We start from the raw sequence: 15,978 nt of genomic DNA, 5'->3' as shown, positions 1-15,978 counted from the left end.
GCCCCACCGGGGCGAAGCCAGGGCGGGGCGGTATGACCCTGCGCTTCCGCATCACCCTCCTCACCGCAGGCCTGCTCTTGGTGGCCCTCTTGGTCTTGGGACTTGCCCTGGAGGGTCTTTTACGCAACTTCCTCTACCGCTCCCTCCGCCAGGAGCTCCAGGAGGCCAGCAACCAAGTGGTGCGCCTTCTGAACCTGGGCGGACAAGCCCTTTTGGAAGCGGGGCTTCCCGCGAACCTGTATGCGGAGCTGATCCTCCTCCCCGAGGAAAACCCCGCCCTTCTGGCTCAGGAAGGCGGGATCAGCCTGCAAAAAAGCCCCGCCCTGGGAGCCCAGCGCCTCCTCCTAAAGGAGGCGGACTACCGCGCCCTTTTGCAGCGGGGCGAGGCCTGGGCCTACGCCGAGCTACCCCGGGAAGGACCCCCCCTCAGGCTTCTGGTCCATGCCCGACAGGTGGAGGTGAACCTGGGGGGAACCGTGTGGAAAGGAGCCCTCCTGGTGGGAAGGCCTGTGGAAAGCCTGGAGAGCACCCTCACCCAGTTCGCCCGCATCTATACGGGGACGGCGCTTCTGGTCCTCCTCCTCGCCATCCTCCTGGCCAGGAACCTGGTGGCCCGGGCCCTGGAGCCCTTGGAGTGGGTGGCCAAGCGGGCCGAGGCCATCACCACCCGCCCCGAACCCTTGCCGGAACCTGAAGGGCGGGATGAGGTGGCCACCCTGGTGCGGACCCTGAACGGGATGCTCTCCCGGATGCAGGAGGCCTTTGTGGCCCAGACCCGCTTCTTGCAGGACGCCTCCCACGAGCTCAGGACCCCCATCACCGCCATCCTGGGCCACGTGGGCTACCTCCTAAGGCGTACCCCCCTCACGGAAGCCCAAAGGGAAAGCCTCGAGGTGGTGAAGCGGGAAGCGGAGCGCATGGGGAAGCTGGTTTCCGACCTTCTGGAGCTCTCCCAAAGCGGCACCTGGCGCATGGAACCTGCCCCGGTGCGGGTGCTGGACCTCTTGGAGGAGGTAAAGGAAGAGTTTGCCAAAAGCTTTGAGGGAGCCATAGAGGTGGAAACCTCCCCGGAGCTTTGGGTGCAAGGCGACCCCGACCGGCTCCACCAGGTCCTGGCCAACCTGCTTTCCAACGCCATCAAGGCCAGGGCCCGGCACATCTGGCTTAGGGCCTTTGACCTGGGGGAAAAGGTGGTGGTCCGGGTGGAGGACGATGGGGAGGGCATCCCTAAGGAGCACCTTCCCCACCTTTTTGAGCGCTTCTACCGGGTGGACAAGGCCCGGGACCGGGAGCGGGGGGGGTCGGGGCTGGGCCTGGCTATCGTGAAGGCCATCCTCGAGGCCCACGGGGGGGAGATCTGGGTGGAAAGCGAGGTGGGCAAAGGCACGGCCTTCAGCTTTTCCCTCCCTTCAGCCGCGCCACCGCCTCCTCCACGCTGATCTCCCCCCGGCGCAAGGCCTCCAAAACCTTAAGCCTATCCCCTCCCTCCCCCTCCTCCGCCTCGTAGCCCAAGGCCCTCAAGAGGGCATCCAGCCGGGCCCGCACCGTGGGGTAGGAGACCCCGAGGATCCTTTCCACCTCCTTCAGGTTCCCCCGGGTCTTCACGAAAAGCCGAAGGAAATCCAGGTGCTCCTTGGGCAATAGGGCGAACTCATTGGGCTGGAAGCGGCCATGTACCTCACTGCCGCAGGAGGGGCAGTACAGGACCCTCACCGCCAAAGGGGCCTCGCAGGCCGGACAGCGTACGGGCATGGGTTTGGTCACCATAGGCCCACCTTTACCTCCACCCCCTCCGCCTGAACCCATACCAGGGCCACGGGAGGGAGAGACCTCAGGGCGAAAAAGGCCCCAAAGGGCACTGGCCGGGAAAGCCTCCGGGTTTTCTGGAGCAGAACCGCCAGCATCAGGCCCCACTCCAGGGCGAAAAGGGGAAGGATGAGGACCAGGGGCAGGGGCCAAGGCCCCCGCACCCAAAGGCAAAGGTAGAGGAAGCGGGGGCGCAGGGGTACCCTTTTTGGCCTCACACCACCTCCACCAGTACTTGCACCGGATGGCCCTCCTCCTCCGCCTCAATCTCCACCAGCTTCCCCTCAGGAACCCCTTCCCGCACCAGGCGCAAAAGGTCCTTCAGATGAACCCCCCGGTCCTCCAGGGTGAGCTTGGCCTCTTCGGGAAGGAACTTCTCCAAAAGCTCCGCCAAGGCCAGGGGTAGGTTCACTTGGACCCGCACGGGCTTGCCCTTATCCTGGGCATTAATCCTCACGCGAAGAAGCCTAGCTGAAGCCTGGGCCTGGGCCCTAGGTTCCTCCAACGCCTGAAGGAGAGCCAAGGCCTCCTCCACCCCGATCTCCCCCGAGCGCACCATCTCTAGAATCCGCCGCTTCTCTTCCATTCTAAACCTCCAGTTGCCGCTGGTGCTTACTCACCCAAGCCCCAAGCCTGGCCGTACCTGGACCAGAGCCCAGCCTTGGCCGGAAGGGGCAGGAGTCCGACACCAACGTCTTTTCCCTTTTCCTATCCTCCATAGGAAACCTCCGGGGGCTCTGCCGCAAGCTCCGGGGCCAGCCGCTGGCCCCAGCCGAGGAGGAGCCGGCCCAGCTTTAGACGCCAGGGGAAGCGAAGAGGCTTAAGAAGCCTTTCCCGCTCCGCCTCCTGGAGGAGTTCCTCATGCCGCCTCCCCATCGCTTCCGGGTCCCACCACAGGCACCACATCCCTGCCTCCTTATCAGGGATTATAAACCGGAGCTTTACATGTTGTCAAGTATAAGTTAACATATTAGAAACCTAACCCCGAGGGATGGCGGGAACCCAGGAAGGGGGCACCTATAAAGGCAAAGAGCAAAAGGGCATAGGCCGAAAGGAGGAGGGCCATGCGCACATAGCCCCGGAGCCTTTCCTCCAGCAAAAAGTACAGGGTAAGGCCAAACCAACCCAACAGCACAGAGATCTCCTTGGGATCCAAGGCCAAGGGACTGCCGAAATAACCCCAGGCCCAGGCCATGCCGCTGGTCAAGCCCAAGGTGGTGGCCAGATACCCCACCCGCAAGTACCCCTGCTCCAGCCGCTTCAGGCTCCAAAGGGGAGCGGAGAGCAAGGCCTTTTCCGGCACCGACCGCAGGCGTAGGTCCTGAAGGGCGCACATCACCCCCGCTCCCACCCCCACTGCCAGGGCCAGGTAGGCTACCAGGAAAGCCCCGGCATGCACCAAGGTAAGAAGGGGAGGCAGACTCCCGCCCGGATGGGGCAAGGCCTTGAGGGCAAAGAGGCCCAAAAGCATGGCCAGGAGGACCAGATAGCGGCGCAAGGGGGTCAGCCGGGGTCTAAGGAGGAGGCTTTCCCCACGTAAGGCCAAAAGCCCCCCCAGGACCAGGGCGGGCTGGGCTGGCCCGGAGAAAAACCCCTTGGCCAGGGCATCGGCCAAGGCAGCTCCCAGGTAAAGGAAGGCCCCTAGGGAAAGCCCTCGAGGCCAGAACAAACCCACGGCCAAGAGGAGGACCCCCACCAAGGCCAAAAGGGAAGCACCGGTCATAGCCGTGGGGGACGGAAGGCCAGGAGGGGACACTCCCTGGGGCATGGAGGGCCCTGCAGGAACTCCTGGGTCCGCGCCTTCACCGCCAGGATCCAAGGATGGGCCCTACGCCCCGCCTCCTTGTGCCAGGTAAGGGGATCGGCCTCAGGGTATTCCCGCACCACCACCCTATAGGCCCAGCCCTCCAGGGCCCGGATGGCCTCCCGCACCCGGTGGCCAGCGTACCACTCCAGGTACTCCCCTAGGGCCCTCTCAATGAGGGCTTCCACCTTGGGTACCTCCCCCTGGCGGGCCCTTAGGTTCTTCTCCACCACCCGCTTCAGGTCGTCCAGGTTGTAGAGGTAGGCCTGGGAAAGGCGCCCCACCCGCGGATCGATGTTCCGGGGTAGGGCGATGTCAATGAGGAAAAGGGGCTTGGACCTCCTGGGGAGGTCCTCCGGACGCACCAGGTAATGGGGAGCAGCCGCCGAGGCCACCACCAGATCCGCCTGGCGCAGGACCTGGGGCAGGGCCTCCAGGCCAAAGGCCTGGCCACCAAACCGCTCCGCCAAAGCCTTGGCCCTTTCCACCGTGCGGTTCACCACCAAGACCCTCCCCACCCCGTGGGCCTTCAGGTGGGTGAGGAAGAGCTCCGCCATCTCCCCAGCTCCCAAGACCGCCACCGCCAGGCCGGTCAGGTCCCCATAGACCGCCAAGGCCAGGTCCAAGGCGGCATAGGCCACGCTCACCGCCCCGGCCCCAATGGCGGTCTCGCTCCGGGCCCTTTTGCCCAGGGCGATGGCCGACTGGAAGGCCTTCTCCAAGAGGCTTTCCGTGGCCCCATATTTGCGGGCCAGGAACAGGGCCTCCCGCACCTGGCTTAGGATCTGGGCCTCCCCCATCACCAGGGAATCCAAGCCTGCTGCCACCCGGAAGAGGTGCCGCAGGGCCTCCATCCCTTCCTTCTGATAGAGGTGCTGGGCTTCCACCCCCCGGGAGAAAAGAAGGGCCTTGGCCTCCTGGGCGCTACCCACCCCGTAGATCTCCGTGCGGTTACAGGTGGAAAGCACCACCGCCTTGCCCAGGGTGGCCAGGGCTGCAGGCAGGGCCACCACGGGGTCCAAGGCCGCCCGCTCCCGCACCTCCAGGGGAGCGGTCTTGTGGGAAAGGCCCACCAAGTAAAGGGGCAGGGCCATAGGCTTCCGTCAGTATACGCCACCCGCACAGGGGCACAAAACCTGCTTGGGAACAAGCCTTAACCGAAATCCTATGGGAGCGCCCGCAGGATGGCCTGGAAGAGGCCCTCGAGGCCCGGCTCCTTGGCCTCCACCACGGGGAAGCCCCAGGCCCGGGCCTCCTTGGCGGTGCTGGGGCCAATGCAAGCCGCCTTGGGTCGCCTCTCGGTCCAACGGGCATAGGCCCGGACGCCGCTTGGGCTGAAAAAGGCCACCACCTGGGCCTTTGGCAAAAGGGCCACCTCCTTTGGGGCCAGGGCCCGCTCCCGGGTGGCGTAGACCTCCAGTCTTTCCACCTCCACCCCTCGGGCCCTCAGGCCTTCCTCGAGGTCCTTCCCCGCCAGGTCCCCGGCCACAAAAAGCACCCTTTCCGCCTGGGGGAACCCCAGGGCCAGGTCCCGGGCCGTGGCCCGGGGGGAGGTGTAGGCCGGGGTGAGCCCCCCCTGGCGCAACACCTCCCCCGTCCCCTCCCCCACCGCCGCCACCTTCAGCAGAGGCCTCCCCACGCTTTCCCAAGCCCAAAGAAGCCGCTTTGCCCCCTCCTTGGAGGTAACCGCCACCCAGTCGGCCCTAAGAAGCCTCCCGGGAAGTGCCTCAAGACCCGGCAGGTCCACCTGTTCCAAAAGGGCCACCTCCGCCGCCTCCACCCCTAAGGCGCGGAGCCTTTCTAAAAGCGCCCTATCCTTCCCCCGGGTGAGCAGGACCACGGCCCTTCAGCACCTTATGGAAAAGCTTCATGGCCGCCAGGGCCTGGGGGAACCCCAGGAAAATGGCGGCCTGCAGGATGGCCTCCCGCACCTCCTCCTCCTTGGCCCCCACCCGCAAGGCCCCCTCCAGATGGGTGGCCAGCTCCTTGGGGCTACCCAAGGCGATGAGGGCGGTGATGGCCAGAAGCTCCCGGGTCTTGAGGTCCAACCCCGGCCGGGCCAGAACCTCCTCGTAGGCGAAATCGCGGATGTAGCGGAAAAGGTCCTCGTCCACCTCCTTGAGGGCCTTTTCTATGGCCTCCTCCTTCTCCCCCCAGATGGCCCGCCGCACGCTCATGGCAGGTAGTCTAGCACCCCTTCCAGACGATGGAGGGCCTCTGGGTTCTCCCCCAGGGGATCAAAGAGGAGAGGCTTAACCCCAGCTCCCCTGGCCCCGGCCACATCCGCCTCCGAATCCCCCACGTGCAGGGCTTCCTCCGGCCTAACCCCCAGGGCCGAAAGGGCTTCCTGGAAGAGCCTGGGATCGGGCTTGGCCACCCCGGAGAGGGCGCTTACGGAAAGGTGCTGAAAGTAGGGCCTTAGGCCCACCACCTCCAGGATCTCCGGCAAGGTGGCATCCCAGTTGGAGACCACCGCCAGGGCATAACCCCGCTCCCGTAGCGCTTGCAATGTTTCCTTAGCCCCCGGGGTTAGGGGCCAAAAACGGGGATCTTTCCAGTTTTCCACCAACTCCCGGCTCAGGGCCTCGGCGTGCTCCTCGAGGCCCATCCCCGTAAAGAGCCTGCGGTGGAACTCCCGCCAAAGCCCCAAGGCGGTCTCCAGGTCGCGGGCTTCCAAATGGTGTTCCTCGTAAAAGCGAAAGGCCGCCAAGGCCGCCCCCTTGGGGTCCTTCCTGGGCTTTAGCCCCCTTTCCTGTAAAAAGGGCAGCAGCCAAAACCGGGGGCTTGCCAGGATTAAGGTGTTGCCCACATCAAAGAAAACCGCCTGGACCATGGTCCCAGTCTATACCCAGCCCCCCTCCAGGCCCCTTTCAATGGGACCCTAAAGGGGGTAGGTGGGCACTCTTCCTACGCTTACGGGTCCCGGCCCTGGCCCAAAGCTTGGGGGTGGCCGCTGGGGAAGCCCGCTATAGGGTGCGGGAACCACAACCCTTTAGTACCCTTAAGGCATGGTCCCCCGTTACCAGACCCCAGAGATGGCCGGGCTGTGGTCGGAGGAAAACCGCTACCGCATGTGGGCTTTGGTGGAGGCCTATGCCCTCGAGGCCTGGGAGGCCCTGGGCCAGGTGCCCCAGGGCCTTGCCCAAAGGCTTTTGCGCCACCTGGAGGCGCACCCCCTGGACGCCCGCTTCGCCCAGAGGGTGGCGGAGCTGGAGGAGGTGACCCGCCACGACCTGGTGGCCTTCACCCGGGCCCTGGTGGAGTGGACCGGGGACGAGGAGGTGGGGCGCTACCTGCACCTGGGCCTCACCAGCTCGGACATCGTGGACACGGCACAAAACGCCCTTCTGGTGAAGGCCTTGGACCTGATCCTTGAGGAGCTGGCCGGGGTGCAGGAGGAGCTCAAGCGGCTAGCCCTCCAGTACAAGCACACCCCCGCCATTGCCCGCACCCACGGGGTCCATGCCGAGCCCACCAGCTTCGGCCTCCGTTTCCTGAGCTTCTACGCCGCTTTTCAGAGGGACGAGGAAAGGCTAAAGCGGGCCCAGAAGACCATGGGCGTGGCCATGCTCTCGGGCTCGGTGGGCAACTACGCCCACGTGCCCCCAGAGGTGGAGGCCCATGTGGCCCGGCGGCTTGGCCTCAGCCCCGAACCCCTCTCCACCCAGGTGGTGCCCCGGGACCGGCACGCCGAGGCCCTGGCCGCTTTGGCCATCCTGGGAGGGAACCTGGAGCGGGTGGCGGTGGAGCTAAGGCACCTGCAGCGCACAGAGGTCCTGGAAGTCCAGGAACCCTTTAGGGAAGGGCAGACGGGAAGCTCCAGCATGCCCCACAAGAAAAACCCTGTGGGCCTGGAAAACCTCACCGGGATGGCGAGGCTCCTAAGGGGCTACCTGGGACCAGCCCTGGAAAACATCGCCTTGTGGCACGAGCGGGACATCTCCCACTCCTCGGTGGAGCGGGTGGTCCTCCCCGACGCCACCACCGCCGGCCATTACGCCCTAAGGCGGCTTCGGGGAATCCTGAAGGGCCTGGTGGTCTTTGAAGAAAACCTGAAAAGGAACCTGGACCTCACCCGGGGCCTGGTCTACTCCCAGCAGGTGCTGAACGCCCTCATCGCGGAGGGCCTCCCTCGGGACAAGGCCTACGCCATCGTGCAGCGCAATGCCCTAAGGAGCTGGGAGGAGGGGCAAAGCTTCGCCGAGCTTTTGGAAAAGGACCCGGACAATCCCCTCGAGGGGGAAAGGCTAAGGGCCCTCTTTGACCCGGCCCCCTTCCTCAAGCACGTGGACGCCATCTACGCCCGCTTTGGGCTCTAACGGGAGCGCCTGGGTGGAGGCGGGAAGCAGGCCTCCGGGGAAAACCCTGCCCCAAGGGGGTAGGCGGAGGGCAGGTCCGGGAAGCTCCGGGTCCAGAGGAATAGCCTTCCCTTTCCTCCTCCGACAAGGCTTCCCCGCGCCCCCCTTCAACCCAAGAGGTGTCAGGGGACGGGATGGCCCCGCTGGCCGCTTTGCCCTTCCCAGGAACCCACCCCAAGCCTCCCCTCCGGCAACCCCCCCAAACGGACAGCCGGGATTCCGCTCCCAAAGGAGCTAAAGCTTCCTCCCCCCTACAGGACGCAAAAGGTCCAGGGGTGGGGCCAGGCCTTCCCGATTCTGGCATCCCTTGGGCTTAAAATGAAGGCCAGACGGGACGGGGGTCCCAAACTGGAGGCACATGGAAAAGCTATACGAGGGGAAGGCAAAAATCCTCTACCCCGAAGGGCCAGACACCCTTCGGGTCTACTTCAAGGACGAGGCCACGGCCTTCAATGCGCAAAAGCGGGGGATCATCCCTGGGAAAGGGGTGGTGAACAACAAGGTTTCGGCTGCCCTCTTCCGCTACCTGGAGGCCCATGGGGTAAAGACCCACTTCCTGGAGGAACTTTCCGACCGGGAGATGCGGGTCTTAAGGGTGGAGATCCTTCCCTTAGAGATCATCCTCCGCTTCCGGGCAGCGGGGAGCTTCGCCAAGCGCTACGGGGTAAAGGAGGGCACCCCCCTAAAGACCCCCTTGGTGGAGTTCTCCCTTAAGAGCGACCCCCTGGGCGACCCCCTGATCTGCCCTGAGGCCATCCTGGCCCTGGGCCTGGCCAGGGAGGAGGAGCTTGCCCAGGTGAGGGCCACCACCCTGAAGGTGGGGGAGCTATTGCGGACCTTCTTCGCCCAAAGGGGGCTGGACCTGGTGGACTTCAAGCTGGAGTTCGGGAAACGGGATGGGGAGATCCTCCTGGCCGACGAGATCTCCCCCGACACCATGCGCCTATGGGACCAGAAGACAGGGGAGCCCATGGACAAGGACCGCTTCCGCAAGGACCTGGGGGGTGTGGAGGAGGCCTACCAGGAGGTCCTCAGGCGGGTGCTAGAGGTGTAGCCATGCCCAGGTACCAGGCTACTTTGCTCATTGAGCTGAAAGACGGCATCCTGGACCCGCAAGGCCGGGCGGTGGAAGGGGTCTTGCAGGACCTGGGCCATCCCGTGGAGTCGGTGCGGGTGGGGAAGGTTTTGGAGATTGTCTTCCCCGCGGAAACCCTCCTGGAGGCGGAGGAAAGGGCTAAGGCCATGGGAAGACTCCTCACCAACCCGGTGATGGAGGTCTATACCCTCGAGGCCCTAAAGGAACTCCCATGAAGTGGGCCATCGTCCGCTTTCCCGGCTCCAACTGCGACGAGGACGCCCGCTTCGCCTTGGAGAAGGCGGGCATAAAGGCGGAATACGTCTGGCACACGGAGACCAGCCTAAAGGGCTTTGACGGGGTCTTCCTGCCGGGAGGCTTCAGCTACGGGGACTACCTGAGGGCCGGGGCCCTGGCGGCCAAAAGCCCAGTGATGGAGGAGGTTAAGCGCTTTGCCCGGGAGGGCCGCTGGGTGCTCGGGGTCTGCAACGGCTTCCAGGTGCTCACCGAGGCCGGGATCCTCCCCGGGGCCCTTCTGGCCAACCTGAACCTGCACTTCACCTGCAAGGAGGTGGGGGTGCGGGTGGAGCGCACGGACCTCCCCTTCACCCGCCTCTACCAGAAGGGGCAGGTGCTTAGGCTTCCCATCGCCCACGCCGAGGGCCGCTACTATGCGGATGCGGAAACCCTGGCCCGGCTGGAGGGAGAAGGCCTGGTGGTCTTCCGCTACGCCCCCTTAAGGGGGGAAGCGGATTACAACCCTAACGGAAGCCTAAACGACATCGCCGGCATCACCAACGAAAGGGGCAACGTCCTGGGGATGATGCCCCACCCCGAGCGGGCGGTGGATGAGGTTTTGGGCGGTACGGATGGGCTCCCCTTGTTCTTAGGTCTTTTAGAGGAGGTAACGGCATGAAACCCAAGGCCATCACCTTTGACTTCTGGGGCACCCTCTTCACCGAGGGAAAGGCGTTTTTGGAAAAGGTCATGCCCGCCCGGTACGAGATCCTTCTGGACGCTCTTTCCGAGGCTGGGCATCCGGCGGAGGAGCACGAGGTGCGGGAGGCCTACCGGCAGGCGGCCATCGCCTTTGAGGAAGCGTGGAAGGCCGGGGAGCACATGTCCGTATACGACCGGGTGGCCCGCATCTTCGCTCTCCTTGGGGCCCCCCACGACCCTGGGCTCATCGCCATAACTGCCAGGAAGCTGGAGGAAAGCTCCCTTTTGGTGGACCTGGAGCCCCTTCCGGGAGTAGAGGTCTTGAAGGAGCTGGCCCGCAGGTACCCCCTGGCCTTGGTTTCCGACACCGGCCTCACCCCGGGCCGCCTCATCCGGGAGCACCTAAGGCGGCAGGGGCTGGACGTCTTCCAGGCCTACAGCTTCTCCGACGAAACCGGGTACGTAAAGCCCCGGCCTGAAGCTTTTAAGGTGGCCCTCGAGGCCCTAGGCATCCCCCCGGAGGAAGCCCTGCACGTGGGGGATCTGCCCCAGACGGACATCAAAGGGGCCTTCGCCACCGGCTACCCCTGGGCGGTCCAGTACGTGGGCTTAAGGGAGGTGAATGGGGAGGTCAAGCCCACCGCCAAGGTGAAAAGCCACCGGGAACTCCTTCCCCTTCTCCAGTGATGGAGACCCTGGCCCAGGAAATCGGCATCCCGGAAACCGAGTACCGGGAAATGGTGAAGCGGCTTGGGCGGGAGCCCAACCAGGTGGAGCTCTTCCTCTTCAAGGTGATGTGGAGCGAGCACTGCGCCTACAAGAACTCCCGGCCCCTCCTGAAGCAGCTTCCCAAGGAGGGGGAGGCGGTTCTCCAAGGCCCCGGGGAAAACGCCGGCGTGGTGCGCATCGGGGAAGGCTTCGCCGTGGCCTTCAAGATAGAAAGCCATAACCACCCCTCCGCAGTGGAACCATTCCAGGGAGCTGCCACCGGGGTGGGAGGGATCATCCGGGACATCATGAGCATGGGGGCCCGGCCCATCGCCCTTTTGGACTCCTTGCGCTTTGGTCCCCCGGAGGATCCCCGTAGCCGCTACCTCCTCAAAGGGGTGGTTTCCGGCATCGCCCACTATGGCAACGCCATCGGGGTGCCCACGGTGGGCGGGGACCTCTACTTCCACGAGGGCTACCGGGAAAACCCCCTGGTGAACGCCATGTGCCTGGGGCTTCTCCGGGAGGAGCACCTTAGGCGGAGCCAGGCCTCCCTGGGCCGGCCCATCTACTATGCGGGGGCCAAGACGGGAAGGGACGGGATCGGGGGGGCCGCCTTCGCCAGCCGGGAGCTGGCCGCGGACAAGGAGGAGGACCGGCCGGCGGTCCAGGTGGGGGACCCCTTTTTGGGGAAGCTTCTCATGGAGGCCACCCTGGAGGCCATTGAGAAGGACCTGGTGGAAGGCGTCCAGGACATGGGGGCCGCAGGGCTCACCAGCAGCCTCTCGGAGCTGGCCCACAAGTCGGGCCTGGGGGTGGAGCTGGACCTGGACCGCGTCCCCACCCGGGAAAGGGATATGGGGCCCATAGAACTCCTCCTCTCCGAAAGCCAGGAGCGCATGGTCCTGGTGCCCAAGGAGGGCAAGGAAAAGGAGCTGGAGGAGATCTTTAAGAAGTGGGGCCTGGACTGCGTGCCCGTGGCCCGGACCATCCCGGAAAGGGTCTTCCGCGTCCTCTACCGGGGCGAGGTGGTGGCGGAAGTCCCCACCGAGGCCCTGGCCGAGGCCCCCACCTACGTGCGCATAGGAAGGGAGGACCCGGAGATCCAAAGGCTCCGGGAAACGCCCCTTCCCCCCCTCACCGCCGATCCCCAGGAGGTCCTCCCCCGGCTCCTCGCCTCCCCCAACCTGGCGAGCCGGGAGGCGGTCTACGAGCGCTACGACCACCAGGTGGGAACCCGCACCGCCCTGGTGCCGGGCAAGGGGGATGCGGCGGTCCTCTGGATCAAGGGCACCCACCTGGCCGTGGCCGCCAAGGTGGACCAGAACCCCCGGTATAGCCGCCTCCATCCCCGGCTTGGGGCCATGCACGCCCTGGCCGAGGCCTGCCGCAACGTGAGCGTGGTGGGGGCAAGGCCTTTGGCTTACACCGACGGCCTCAACCTGGGAAGCCCGGAGACCCCAGAAGGGTACCACGAGCTTCAGGAAACCATCGCCGGCCTCCGCGAGGCCAGCGAGGCCCTGGGGGTGCCGGTGGTTTCCGGGAACGTCTCCCTCTACAACGAAAGCGGGGGCCGGCGCATCCCCCCCACGGCCATGGTGGGGGTGGTGGGGGTCTTGGACGTGAGGAGGCGGGCGGAGATGGGCTTCCGCCGCCCCGGAGAGGTGATCGTCCTCCTGGGGGAGGAAGGGGGAGAGTTTGGGGGCAGCGAGGTCTTGTACCTGCTTGCGGGCCTCGAGGCGGGCCATCCACCCCGGCTGGACCTGGAGCGGGAAAGAAGGGTGCAGGAGGCCATCCGGGAGCTCATCGCCCTGGGCCTCACCCGCACCGCCCACGACCTGGCGGAAGGGGGGTTTTTGGTGGCCCTGGCGGAGATGACCTTCCCCTATGGCCTAGGGGCCACGGTGGAGGTGCGCACCCCCGGCCTAAAGGCCCTCTTTGGGGAAGCCCCAAGCCGCATCCTCTTCACCGTGGCCAAAGAACACCTCAAGGAGGCCACCTTCCGCCTGGAGGAGCTGGGCCTGCCCTACCGGGTGCTGGGGGAAACCGGGGGGCAGACCCTCACGGTCCTCACCCCGGAAGGGGTGCTAGAGTGGAGGGTGCAGGACCTGGTGGAGGCCTGGAAGAAGCCCCTCAGGGAGGTCTTGGATGGATAAGCCACGGGAAGAATGCGGGGTCCTGGGAATCTATAGCCAAGAGCCCCTGGACATGGCCGGGCTTTTGCACCTGGGCCTCCTCGCCCTCCAGCACCGGGGGCAGGAGGCCGCGGGCATAGCCGTATCGGACGGGAGGGAGTTCTTGGTGGAAAAGGATTTGGGCCTGGTGAACCAGGTCTTCACCGAGGAAAGGCTTTCCCGCCTGAGGCTTCCCGGGGCCAGGCTGGGCCTGGCCCACACCCGCTACTCCACCACCGGCTCCAACCTGCGCTTTAACGCCCAGCCCCTCACCGCCCGCACCGCCCACGGGGTCTTGGCCATCGCCCACAATGGCAACTTCACCAACGCCAAGCCCCTTCGTGACCGGCTCCTTAAGGAAGGGGCCACCTTCCAAAGCACCTCGGACACCGAGGTAATGCTCCTCCTCCTGGCCCGCTTGGGCCACCTTCCCCTCCCCCAAGCGGCCGCCGAGGCCATGAAGGCCCTGGAAGGGGGGTATGCCATCCTCCTCATGGACCGCAAAACCGTGGTGGCCCTGAGAGACCCCCATGGGGTCCGGCCCCTGGCCATCGGCAAACTCCCCCAGGGCTTTGCCTTGGCCTCCGAGCCCCCGGCCTTGGAGCTCATGGGGGCCCAGTACCTAAGGGACGTGCGCCCGGGGGAGGTGGTCTGGGTGGAGGAAGGCGAGCTCAAAAGCCTCCAAGCCCTCCCGCCAAATCCCGCCCCTTGCGCCTTTGAATGGATTTACTTCGCAAGGCCCGACAGCCTGCTGGATGGGGTGGAAGCCTACGAGGCCCGGGTGCGCATGGGCATGGAGCTTTTCCGGGAGGCCCCGGCGGAGGCGGACATGGTGGTACCCGTCCCCGATTCCGGCATCGGGGCCGCGGTGGGCTACGCCCGCTCTAGCGGCCTTCCCCTGGAGTACGGCCTCTACAAGAACCCCTATGCGGGCCGTACCTTTATCCAGCCCACCCAGGAGCTTAGGGACCTGAAAACCCGCCTAAAGCTATCCCCCACCTCGGCGGTAAAGGGTAAGCGGGTGGTGCTCATTGACGATTCCATCGTACGGGGCACCACCAGCCGTCACATCGTGGCCATGCTGAAGGAGGCCGGAGCCGTGGAGGTCCACTTCCGGGTCTCCAGCCCCCCCATCCGCTTCCCCTGCTACTACGGCATTGACACCGCCGCCCGCAAGGAGCTCATCGCCGCCCAAAAGAGCGTGGAGGAGATCCGGGCCTACATCGGGGCCGATAGCCTGGTCTTCCTTTCCGAGGAAGGGGTGAGGAGGGCCATAGGAAGCCCCGTGTGCCTGGCCTGCTTCAACGGCCGTTACCCAGCCGGGGTGCCCCTGGAAGGGGAAAAACTGGCCCTGGAAACCCTCTAGCCAAAGGGCTACCCCCTGGCCACGCCCCGCCTAAGGAAAAACCCCGTCCCCAGGCCCACCAGGAAGCCCAAAAGGAGGAAGATAAAGGCAAAGGCGCCCGTGGAGGCCAGGTGCCAGCCGAAGAACCAGTAGCTGCACACCGCATAGCGCTCCACCTGGACCCGGACCAGCTCCGGTAGGTCGCGGCTAGAGGTGAAGTTGATGAGGATAATGGCCAAGAGCAGGATAACCAGGGTCAGCGCAAGCCCCCACTTCAAAATCGGAAGAACACTTCCTTTCATAACCCCAGCTTACCAAGGGAAGCGCCCTCCTTGGGGTCCATCCAACCCTTAAGGCAAGGGATCCAGGAAGGGGGAACCTAGCCCCATCCTGGCCCAGGCCCTATAATCGGCCTATGGTCAGGACCAGCTTAAGGGACGAGGCCCTCTTTCGGCTCATCGCCCTGGAGGAAAAGCGGCAGCGGGAAGGCCTGGAACTCATTGCCAGCGAGAACTTCGTCTCCGCCCAGGTGCGGGAGGCGGTGGGAAGCGTTCTCACCAACAAGTATGCCGAAGGTTACCCCGGGGCCCGGTACTACGGGGGGTGCGAGATCATAGACCAGGTGGAAAGCCTGGCCATAGAGCGGGCCAAGGAGCTCTTCGGTGCCGCCTGGGCCAACGTCCAGCCCCACTCCGGCTCCCAGGCCAACATGGCGGTGTACATGGCCCTCATGGAGCCGGGGGATACCCTCATGGGCATGGACCTGGCCGCGGGGGGCCACCTCACCCACGGCTCCAAGGTGAACTTCTCGGGAAAGCTCTATAGGGTGGTCTCCTACGGGGTCCGGCCCGACACCGAGCTCATTGACCTGGAGGAGGTGCGCCGTTTGGCCCTGGAGCACCGCCCCAAGGTGATCGTGGCCGGGGCCAGCGCCTACCCCCGCTTCTGGGACTTCCAGGCCTTCCGGGAGATCGCCGAGGAGGTGGGGGCCTACCTGGTGGTGGACATGGCCCACTTCGCCGGCTTGGTGGCGGCCGGGCTCCACCCGAATCCCCTCCCTCACGCCCACGTGGTCACCAGCACCACCCACAAGACCCTCCGGGGGCCAAGGGGCGGGCTCATCCTTTCCAACGATCCGGAGCTGGGCAAGAGGATAGACAAGCTCATCTTCCCCGGTATCCAAGGAGGGCCCTTAGAGCACGTGATCGCCGGCAAGGCGGTGGCCTTCTTTGAGGCCCTGCAACCCGAGTTCCAGGAGTATAGCCGCCTGGTGGTGGAAAACGCCAAGCGCCTGGCGGAAGAGCTGGCCCAAAGGGGCTACCGCATGGTCACCGGAGGCACCGATAACCACCTTTTCCTGGTGGACCTACGCCCCAAGGGCCTAACGGGCAAGGAAGCGGAGGAGAGGCTGGACGCCGTGGGCATCACCGTCAACAAGAACGCCATCCCCTTTGACCCCAAGCCCCCCCGGGTCACCTCGGGCATCCGCATCGGCACCCCCGCCATCACCACCCGGGGCTTCACCCCCGAGGAGATGCCCCTGGTGGCGGAACTCATTGACCGCACCCTGATGGAGGGACCCTCCGAGGCCCTCAGGGAGGAGGTTAGGCGGCTCGCCTTAGCCCATCCCATGCCGTGACGACTCCCCGCTCTAAAGAGCGGGGCTTCTCGGCTCCAGGTGTAAACCCGTCACCGAAGGCTCCGTCCAGGCCTTAACCAAGATGTTCACTGCCGCGGCCACGTCCCGATGGAGAAGAGTACCACAAGAG

At 65.4% G+C, this 15,978-nt stretch carries 19 protein-coding genes; 9 read left to right on the top strand and 10 right to left on the bottom strand.

Going from position 1 to position 15,978, the window contains the following annotated elements:
- Nucleotides 1-32: 32 nt before the first annotated feature.
- On the top strand, nucleotides 33-1,439 hold the full coding sequence (locus L0D16_RS04310) for a sensor histidine kinase (RefSeq protein ID WP_243030215.1): 1,407 nt from the start codon (nucleotides 33-35) through the stop codon (nucleotides 1,437-1,439).
- Here L0D16_RS04310 and L0D16_RS04305 read toward each other — a convergent pair.
- The 9 genes from L0D16_RS04305 to L0D16_RS04265 all read right to left on the bottom strand — a co-directional run bounded on the left by L0D16_RS04305 (nucleotide 1,393) and on the right by L0D16_RS04265 (nucleotide 6,443).
- A complete protein-coding gene (locus L0D16_RS04305; protein WP_243030214.1) occupies nucleotides 1,393-1,767 on the bottom strand; it encodes a DUF2089 domain-containing protein in 375 nt (124 codons plus the stop codon). The genes L0D16_RS04310 and L0D16_RS04305 overlap by 47 nt on opposite strands.
- Entirely contained in the window at nucleotides 1,761-2,024 is a 264-nt protein-coding gene (locus L0D16_RS04300) for a hypothetical protein (protein WP_243030213.1), read from the bottom strand. Before L0D16_RS04300 ends, L0D16_RS04305 begins: the two co-directional genes overlap by 7 nt.
- Nucleotides 2,021-2,392: a DUF2089 domain-containing protein gene (locus L0D16_RS04295; protein ID WP_243030212.1), complete on the bottom strand. Its 372-nt coding sequence runs from the start codon at nucleotides 2,390-2,392 to the stop codon at nucleotides 2,021-2,023. Before L0D16_RS04295 ends, L0D16_RS04300 begins: the two co-directional genes overlap by 4 nt.
- A gap of 122 nt (nucleotides 2,393-2,514) precedes the next feature.
- Nucleotides 2,515-2,712: a hypothetical protein gene (locus L0D16_RS04290; RefSeq protein ID WP_243030211.1), complete on the bottom strand. Its 198-nt coding sequence runs from the start codon at nucleotides 2,710-2,712 to the stop codon at nucleotides 2,515-2,517.
- Nucleotides 2,713-2,776: 64 nt separating this feature from the next.
- Nucleotides 2,777-3,529: a cytochrome c biogenesis protein CcsA gene (gene ccsA / locus L0D16_RS04285; protein ID WP_243030210.1), complete on the bottom strand. Its 753-nt coding sequence runs from the start codon at nucleotides 3,527-3,529 to the stop codon at nucleotides 2,777-2,779.
- Nucleotides 3,526-4,704, bottom strand: coding sequence for a glutamyl-tRNA reductase (hemA, locus tag L0D16_RS04280; RefSeq protein ID WP_243030209.1), 1,179 nt, complete (start codon nucleotides 4,702-4,704; stop codon nucleotides 3,526-3,528). Before hemA ends, ccsA begins: the two co-directional genes overlap by 4 nt.
- 71 nt (nucleotides 4,705-4,775) lie before the next feature.
- Complete coding sequence (locus L0D16_RS04275) at nucleotides 4,776-5,450, bottom strand: uroporphyrinogen-III synthase (RefSeq protein WP_243030208.1); 675 nt, start codon at nucleotides 5,448-5,450, stop codon at nucleotides 4,776-4,778.
- On the bottom strand, nucleotides 5,422-5,787 hold the full coding sequence (locus L0D16_RS04270) for a carboxymuconolactone decarboxylase family protein (RefSeq protein WP_243030207.1): 366 nt from the start codon (nucleotides 5,785-5,787) through the stop codon (nucleotides 5,422-5,424). The genes L0D16_RS04275 and L0D16_RS04270 overlap by 29 nt, the downstream gene beginning before the upstream one ends.
- Entirely contained in the window at nucleotides 5,784-6,443 is a 660-nt protein-coding gene (locus L0D16_RS04265) for an HAD family hydrolase (RefSeq protein WP_243030206.1), read from the bottom strand. The genes L0D16_RS04270 and L0D16_RS04265 overlap by 4 nt, the downstream gene beginning before the upstream one ends.
- 175 nt (nucleotides 6,444-6,618) lie before the next feature.
- Between L0D16_RS04265 and purB the strand changes: the two genes are divergently transcribed.
- The 7 genes from purB (at nucleotide 6,619) to purF (ending at nucleotide 14,230) form a co-directional block, all read left to right on the top strand.
- Nucleotides 6,619-7,929 (top strand): adenylosuccinate lyase, encoded by a 1,311-nt coding sequence (gene purB / locus L0D16_RS04260; protein ID WP_243030205.1) that lies wholly within the window; start codon nucleotides 6,619-6,621, stop codon nucleotides 7,927-7,929.
- Nucleotides 7,930-8,326: 397 nt separating this feature from the next.
- On the top strand, nucleotides 8,327-9,022 hold the full coding sequence (gene purC / locus L0D16_RS04255) for a phosphoribosylaminoimidazolesuccinocarboxamide synthase (protein ID WP_243030204.1): 696 nt from the start codon (nucleotides 8,327-8,329) through the stop codon (nucleotides 9,020-9,022).
- A gap of 2 nt (nucleotides 9,023-9,024) precedes the next feature.
- Complete coding sequence (gene purS, locus L0D16_RS04250) at nucleotides 9,025-9,279, top strand: phosphoribosylformylglycinamidine synthase subunit PurS (RefSeq protein WP_243030203.1); 255 nt, start codon at nucleotides 9,025-9,027, stop codon at nucleotides 9,277-9,279.
- The gene (gene purQ, locus L0D16_RS04245) at nucleotides 9,276-9,959 is read left to right on the top strand and encodes a phosphoribosylformylglycinamidine synthase subunit PurQ (RefSeq protein ID WP_243030202.1); all 684 of its coding nucleotides are present in this window, start codon (nucleotides 9,276-9,278) and stop codon (nucleotides 9,957-9,959) included. The genes purS and purQ overlap by 4 nt, the downstream gene beginning before the upstream one ends.
- Nucleotides 9,956-10,669, top strand: coding sequence for an HAD family hydrolase (locus L0D16_RS04240; RefSeq protein WP_243030201.1), 714 nt, complete (start codon nucleotides 9,956-9,958; stop codon nucleotides 10,667-10,669). The genes purQ and L0D16_RS04240 overlap by 4 nt, the downstream gene beginning before the upstream one ends.
- Nucleotides 10,669-12,846, top strand: coding sequence for a phosphoribosylformylglycinamidine synthase subunit PurL (gene purL / locus L0D16_RS04235; RefSeq protein ID WP_243030200.1), 2,178 nt, complete (start codon nucleotides 10,669-10,671; stop codon nucleotides 12,844-12,846). Before L0D16_RS04240 ends, purL begins: the two co-directional genes overlap by 1 nt.
- A complete protein-coding gene (gene purF / locus L0D16_RS04230; protein WP_243030199.1) occupies nucleotides 12,839-14,230 on the top strand; it encodes an amidophosphoribosyltransferase in 1,392 nt (463 codons plus the stop codon). Before purL ends, purF begins: the two co-directional genes overlap by 8 nt.
- A gap of 8 nt (nucleotides 14,231-14,238) precedes the next feature.
- On the opposite strand, the gene L0D16_RS04225 is transcribed toward purF, so the two are convergent.
- Nucleotides 14,239-14,511, bottom strand: a complete 273-nt coding sequence (locus tag L0D16_RS04225) for a hypothetical protein (RefSeq protein WP_243027461.1) — start codon at nucleotides 14,509-14,511, stop codon at nucleotides 14,239-14,241.
- Nucleotides 14,512-14,624: 113 nt separating this feature from the next.
- On the opposite strand from L0D16_RS04225, the gene glyA reads away from it, so the two are divergent.
- On the top strand, nucleotides 14,625-15,848 hold the full coding sequence (gene glyA, locus L0D16_RS04220) for a serine hydroxymethyltransferase (protein ID WP_243030198.1): 1,224 nt from the start codon (nucleotides 14,625-14,627) through the stop codon (nucleotides 15,846-15,848).
- The last annotated feature ends 130 nt before the right edge of the window (nucleotides 15,849-15,978 follow it).

This window comes from Thermus altitudinis (assembly GCF_022760835.1).
GTDB lineage: Bacteria > Deinococcota > Deinococci > Deinococcales > Thermaceae > Thermus > Thermus altitudinis.
Note: the sequence above shows the minus strand (reverse complement) of the source record. Positions and strands in the feature narration are given on the sequence as shown.

Coding starts and splice junctions, on each gene's coding strand:
- purS (WP_243030203.1), top strand. CDS start 9,025: ATGCCCAGGTACCAGGCTACTTTGCTCATTGAGCTGAAAGACGGCATC.
- L0D16_RS04305 (WP_243030214.1), bottom strand. CDS start 1,767: ATGGTGACCAAACCCATGCCCGTACGCTGTCCGGCCTGCGAGGCCCCT.
- hemA (WP_243030209.1), bottom strand. CDS start 4,704: ATGGCCCTGCCCCTTTACTTGGTGGGCCTTTCCCACAAGACCGCTCCC.
- ccsA (WP_243030210.1), bottom strand. CDS start 3,529: ATGACCGGTGCTTCCCTTTTGGCCTTGGTGGGGGTCCTCCTCTTGGCC.
- L0D16_RS04295 (WP_243030212.1), bottom strand. CDS start 2,392: ATGGAAGAGAAGCGGCGGATTCTAGAGATGGTGCGCTCGGGGGAGATC.
- L0D16_RS04290 (WP_243030211.1), bottom strand. CDS start 2,712: ATGTGGTGCCTGTGGTGGGACCCGGAAGCGATGGGGAGGCGGCATGAG.
- L0D16_RS04225 (WP_243027461.1), bottom strand. CDS start 14,511: ATGAAAGGAAGTGTTCTTCCGATTTTGAAGTGGGGGCTTGCGCTGACC.
- L0D16_RS04310 (WP_243030215.1), top strand. CDS start 33: ATGACCCTGCGCTTCCGCATCACCCTCCTCACCGCAGGCCTGCTCTTG.
- purQ (WP_243030202.1), top strand. CDS start 9,276: ATGAAGTGGGCCATCGTCCGCTTTCCCGGCTCCAACTGCGACGAGGAC.
- L0D16_RS04270 (WP_243030207.1), bottom strand. CDS start 5,787: ATGAGCGTGCGGCGGGCCATCTGGGGGGAGAAGGAGGAGGCCATAGAA.
- purF (WP_243030199.1), top strand. CDS start 12,839: ATGGATAAGCCACGGGAAGAATGCGGGGTCCTGGGAATCTATAGCCAA.
- purB (WP_243030205.1), top strand. CDS start 6,619: ATGGTCCCCCGTTACCAGACCCCAGAGATGGCCGGGCTGTGGTCGGAG.
- L0D16_RS04265 (WP_243030206.1), bottom strand. CDS start 6,443: ATGGTCCAGGCGGTTTTCTTTGATGTGGGCAACACCTTAATCCTGGCA.
- purC (WP_243030204.1), top strand. CDS start 8,327: ATGGAAAAGCTATACGAGGGGAAGGCAAAAATCCTCTACCCCGAAGGG.
- glyA (WP_243030198.1), top strand. CDS start 14,625: ATGGTCAGGACCAGCTTAAGGGACGAGGCCCTCTTTCGGCTCATCGCC.
- purL (WP_243030200.1), top strand. CDS start 10,669: ATGGAGACCCTGGCCCAGGAAATCGGCATCCCGGAAACCGAGTACCGG.
- L0D16_RS04240 (WP_243030201.1), top strand. CDS start 9,956: ATGAAACCCAAGGCCATCACCTTTGACTTCTGGGGCACCCTCTTCACC.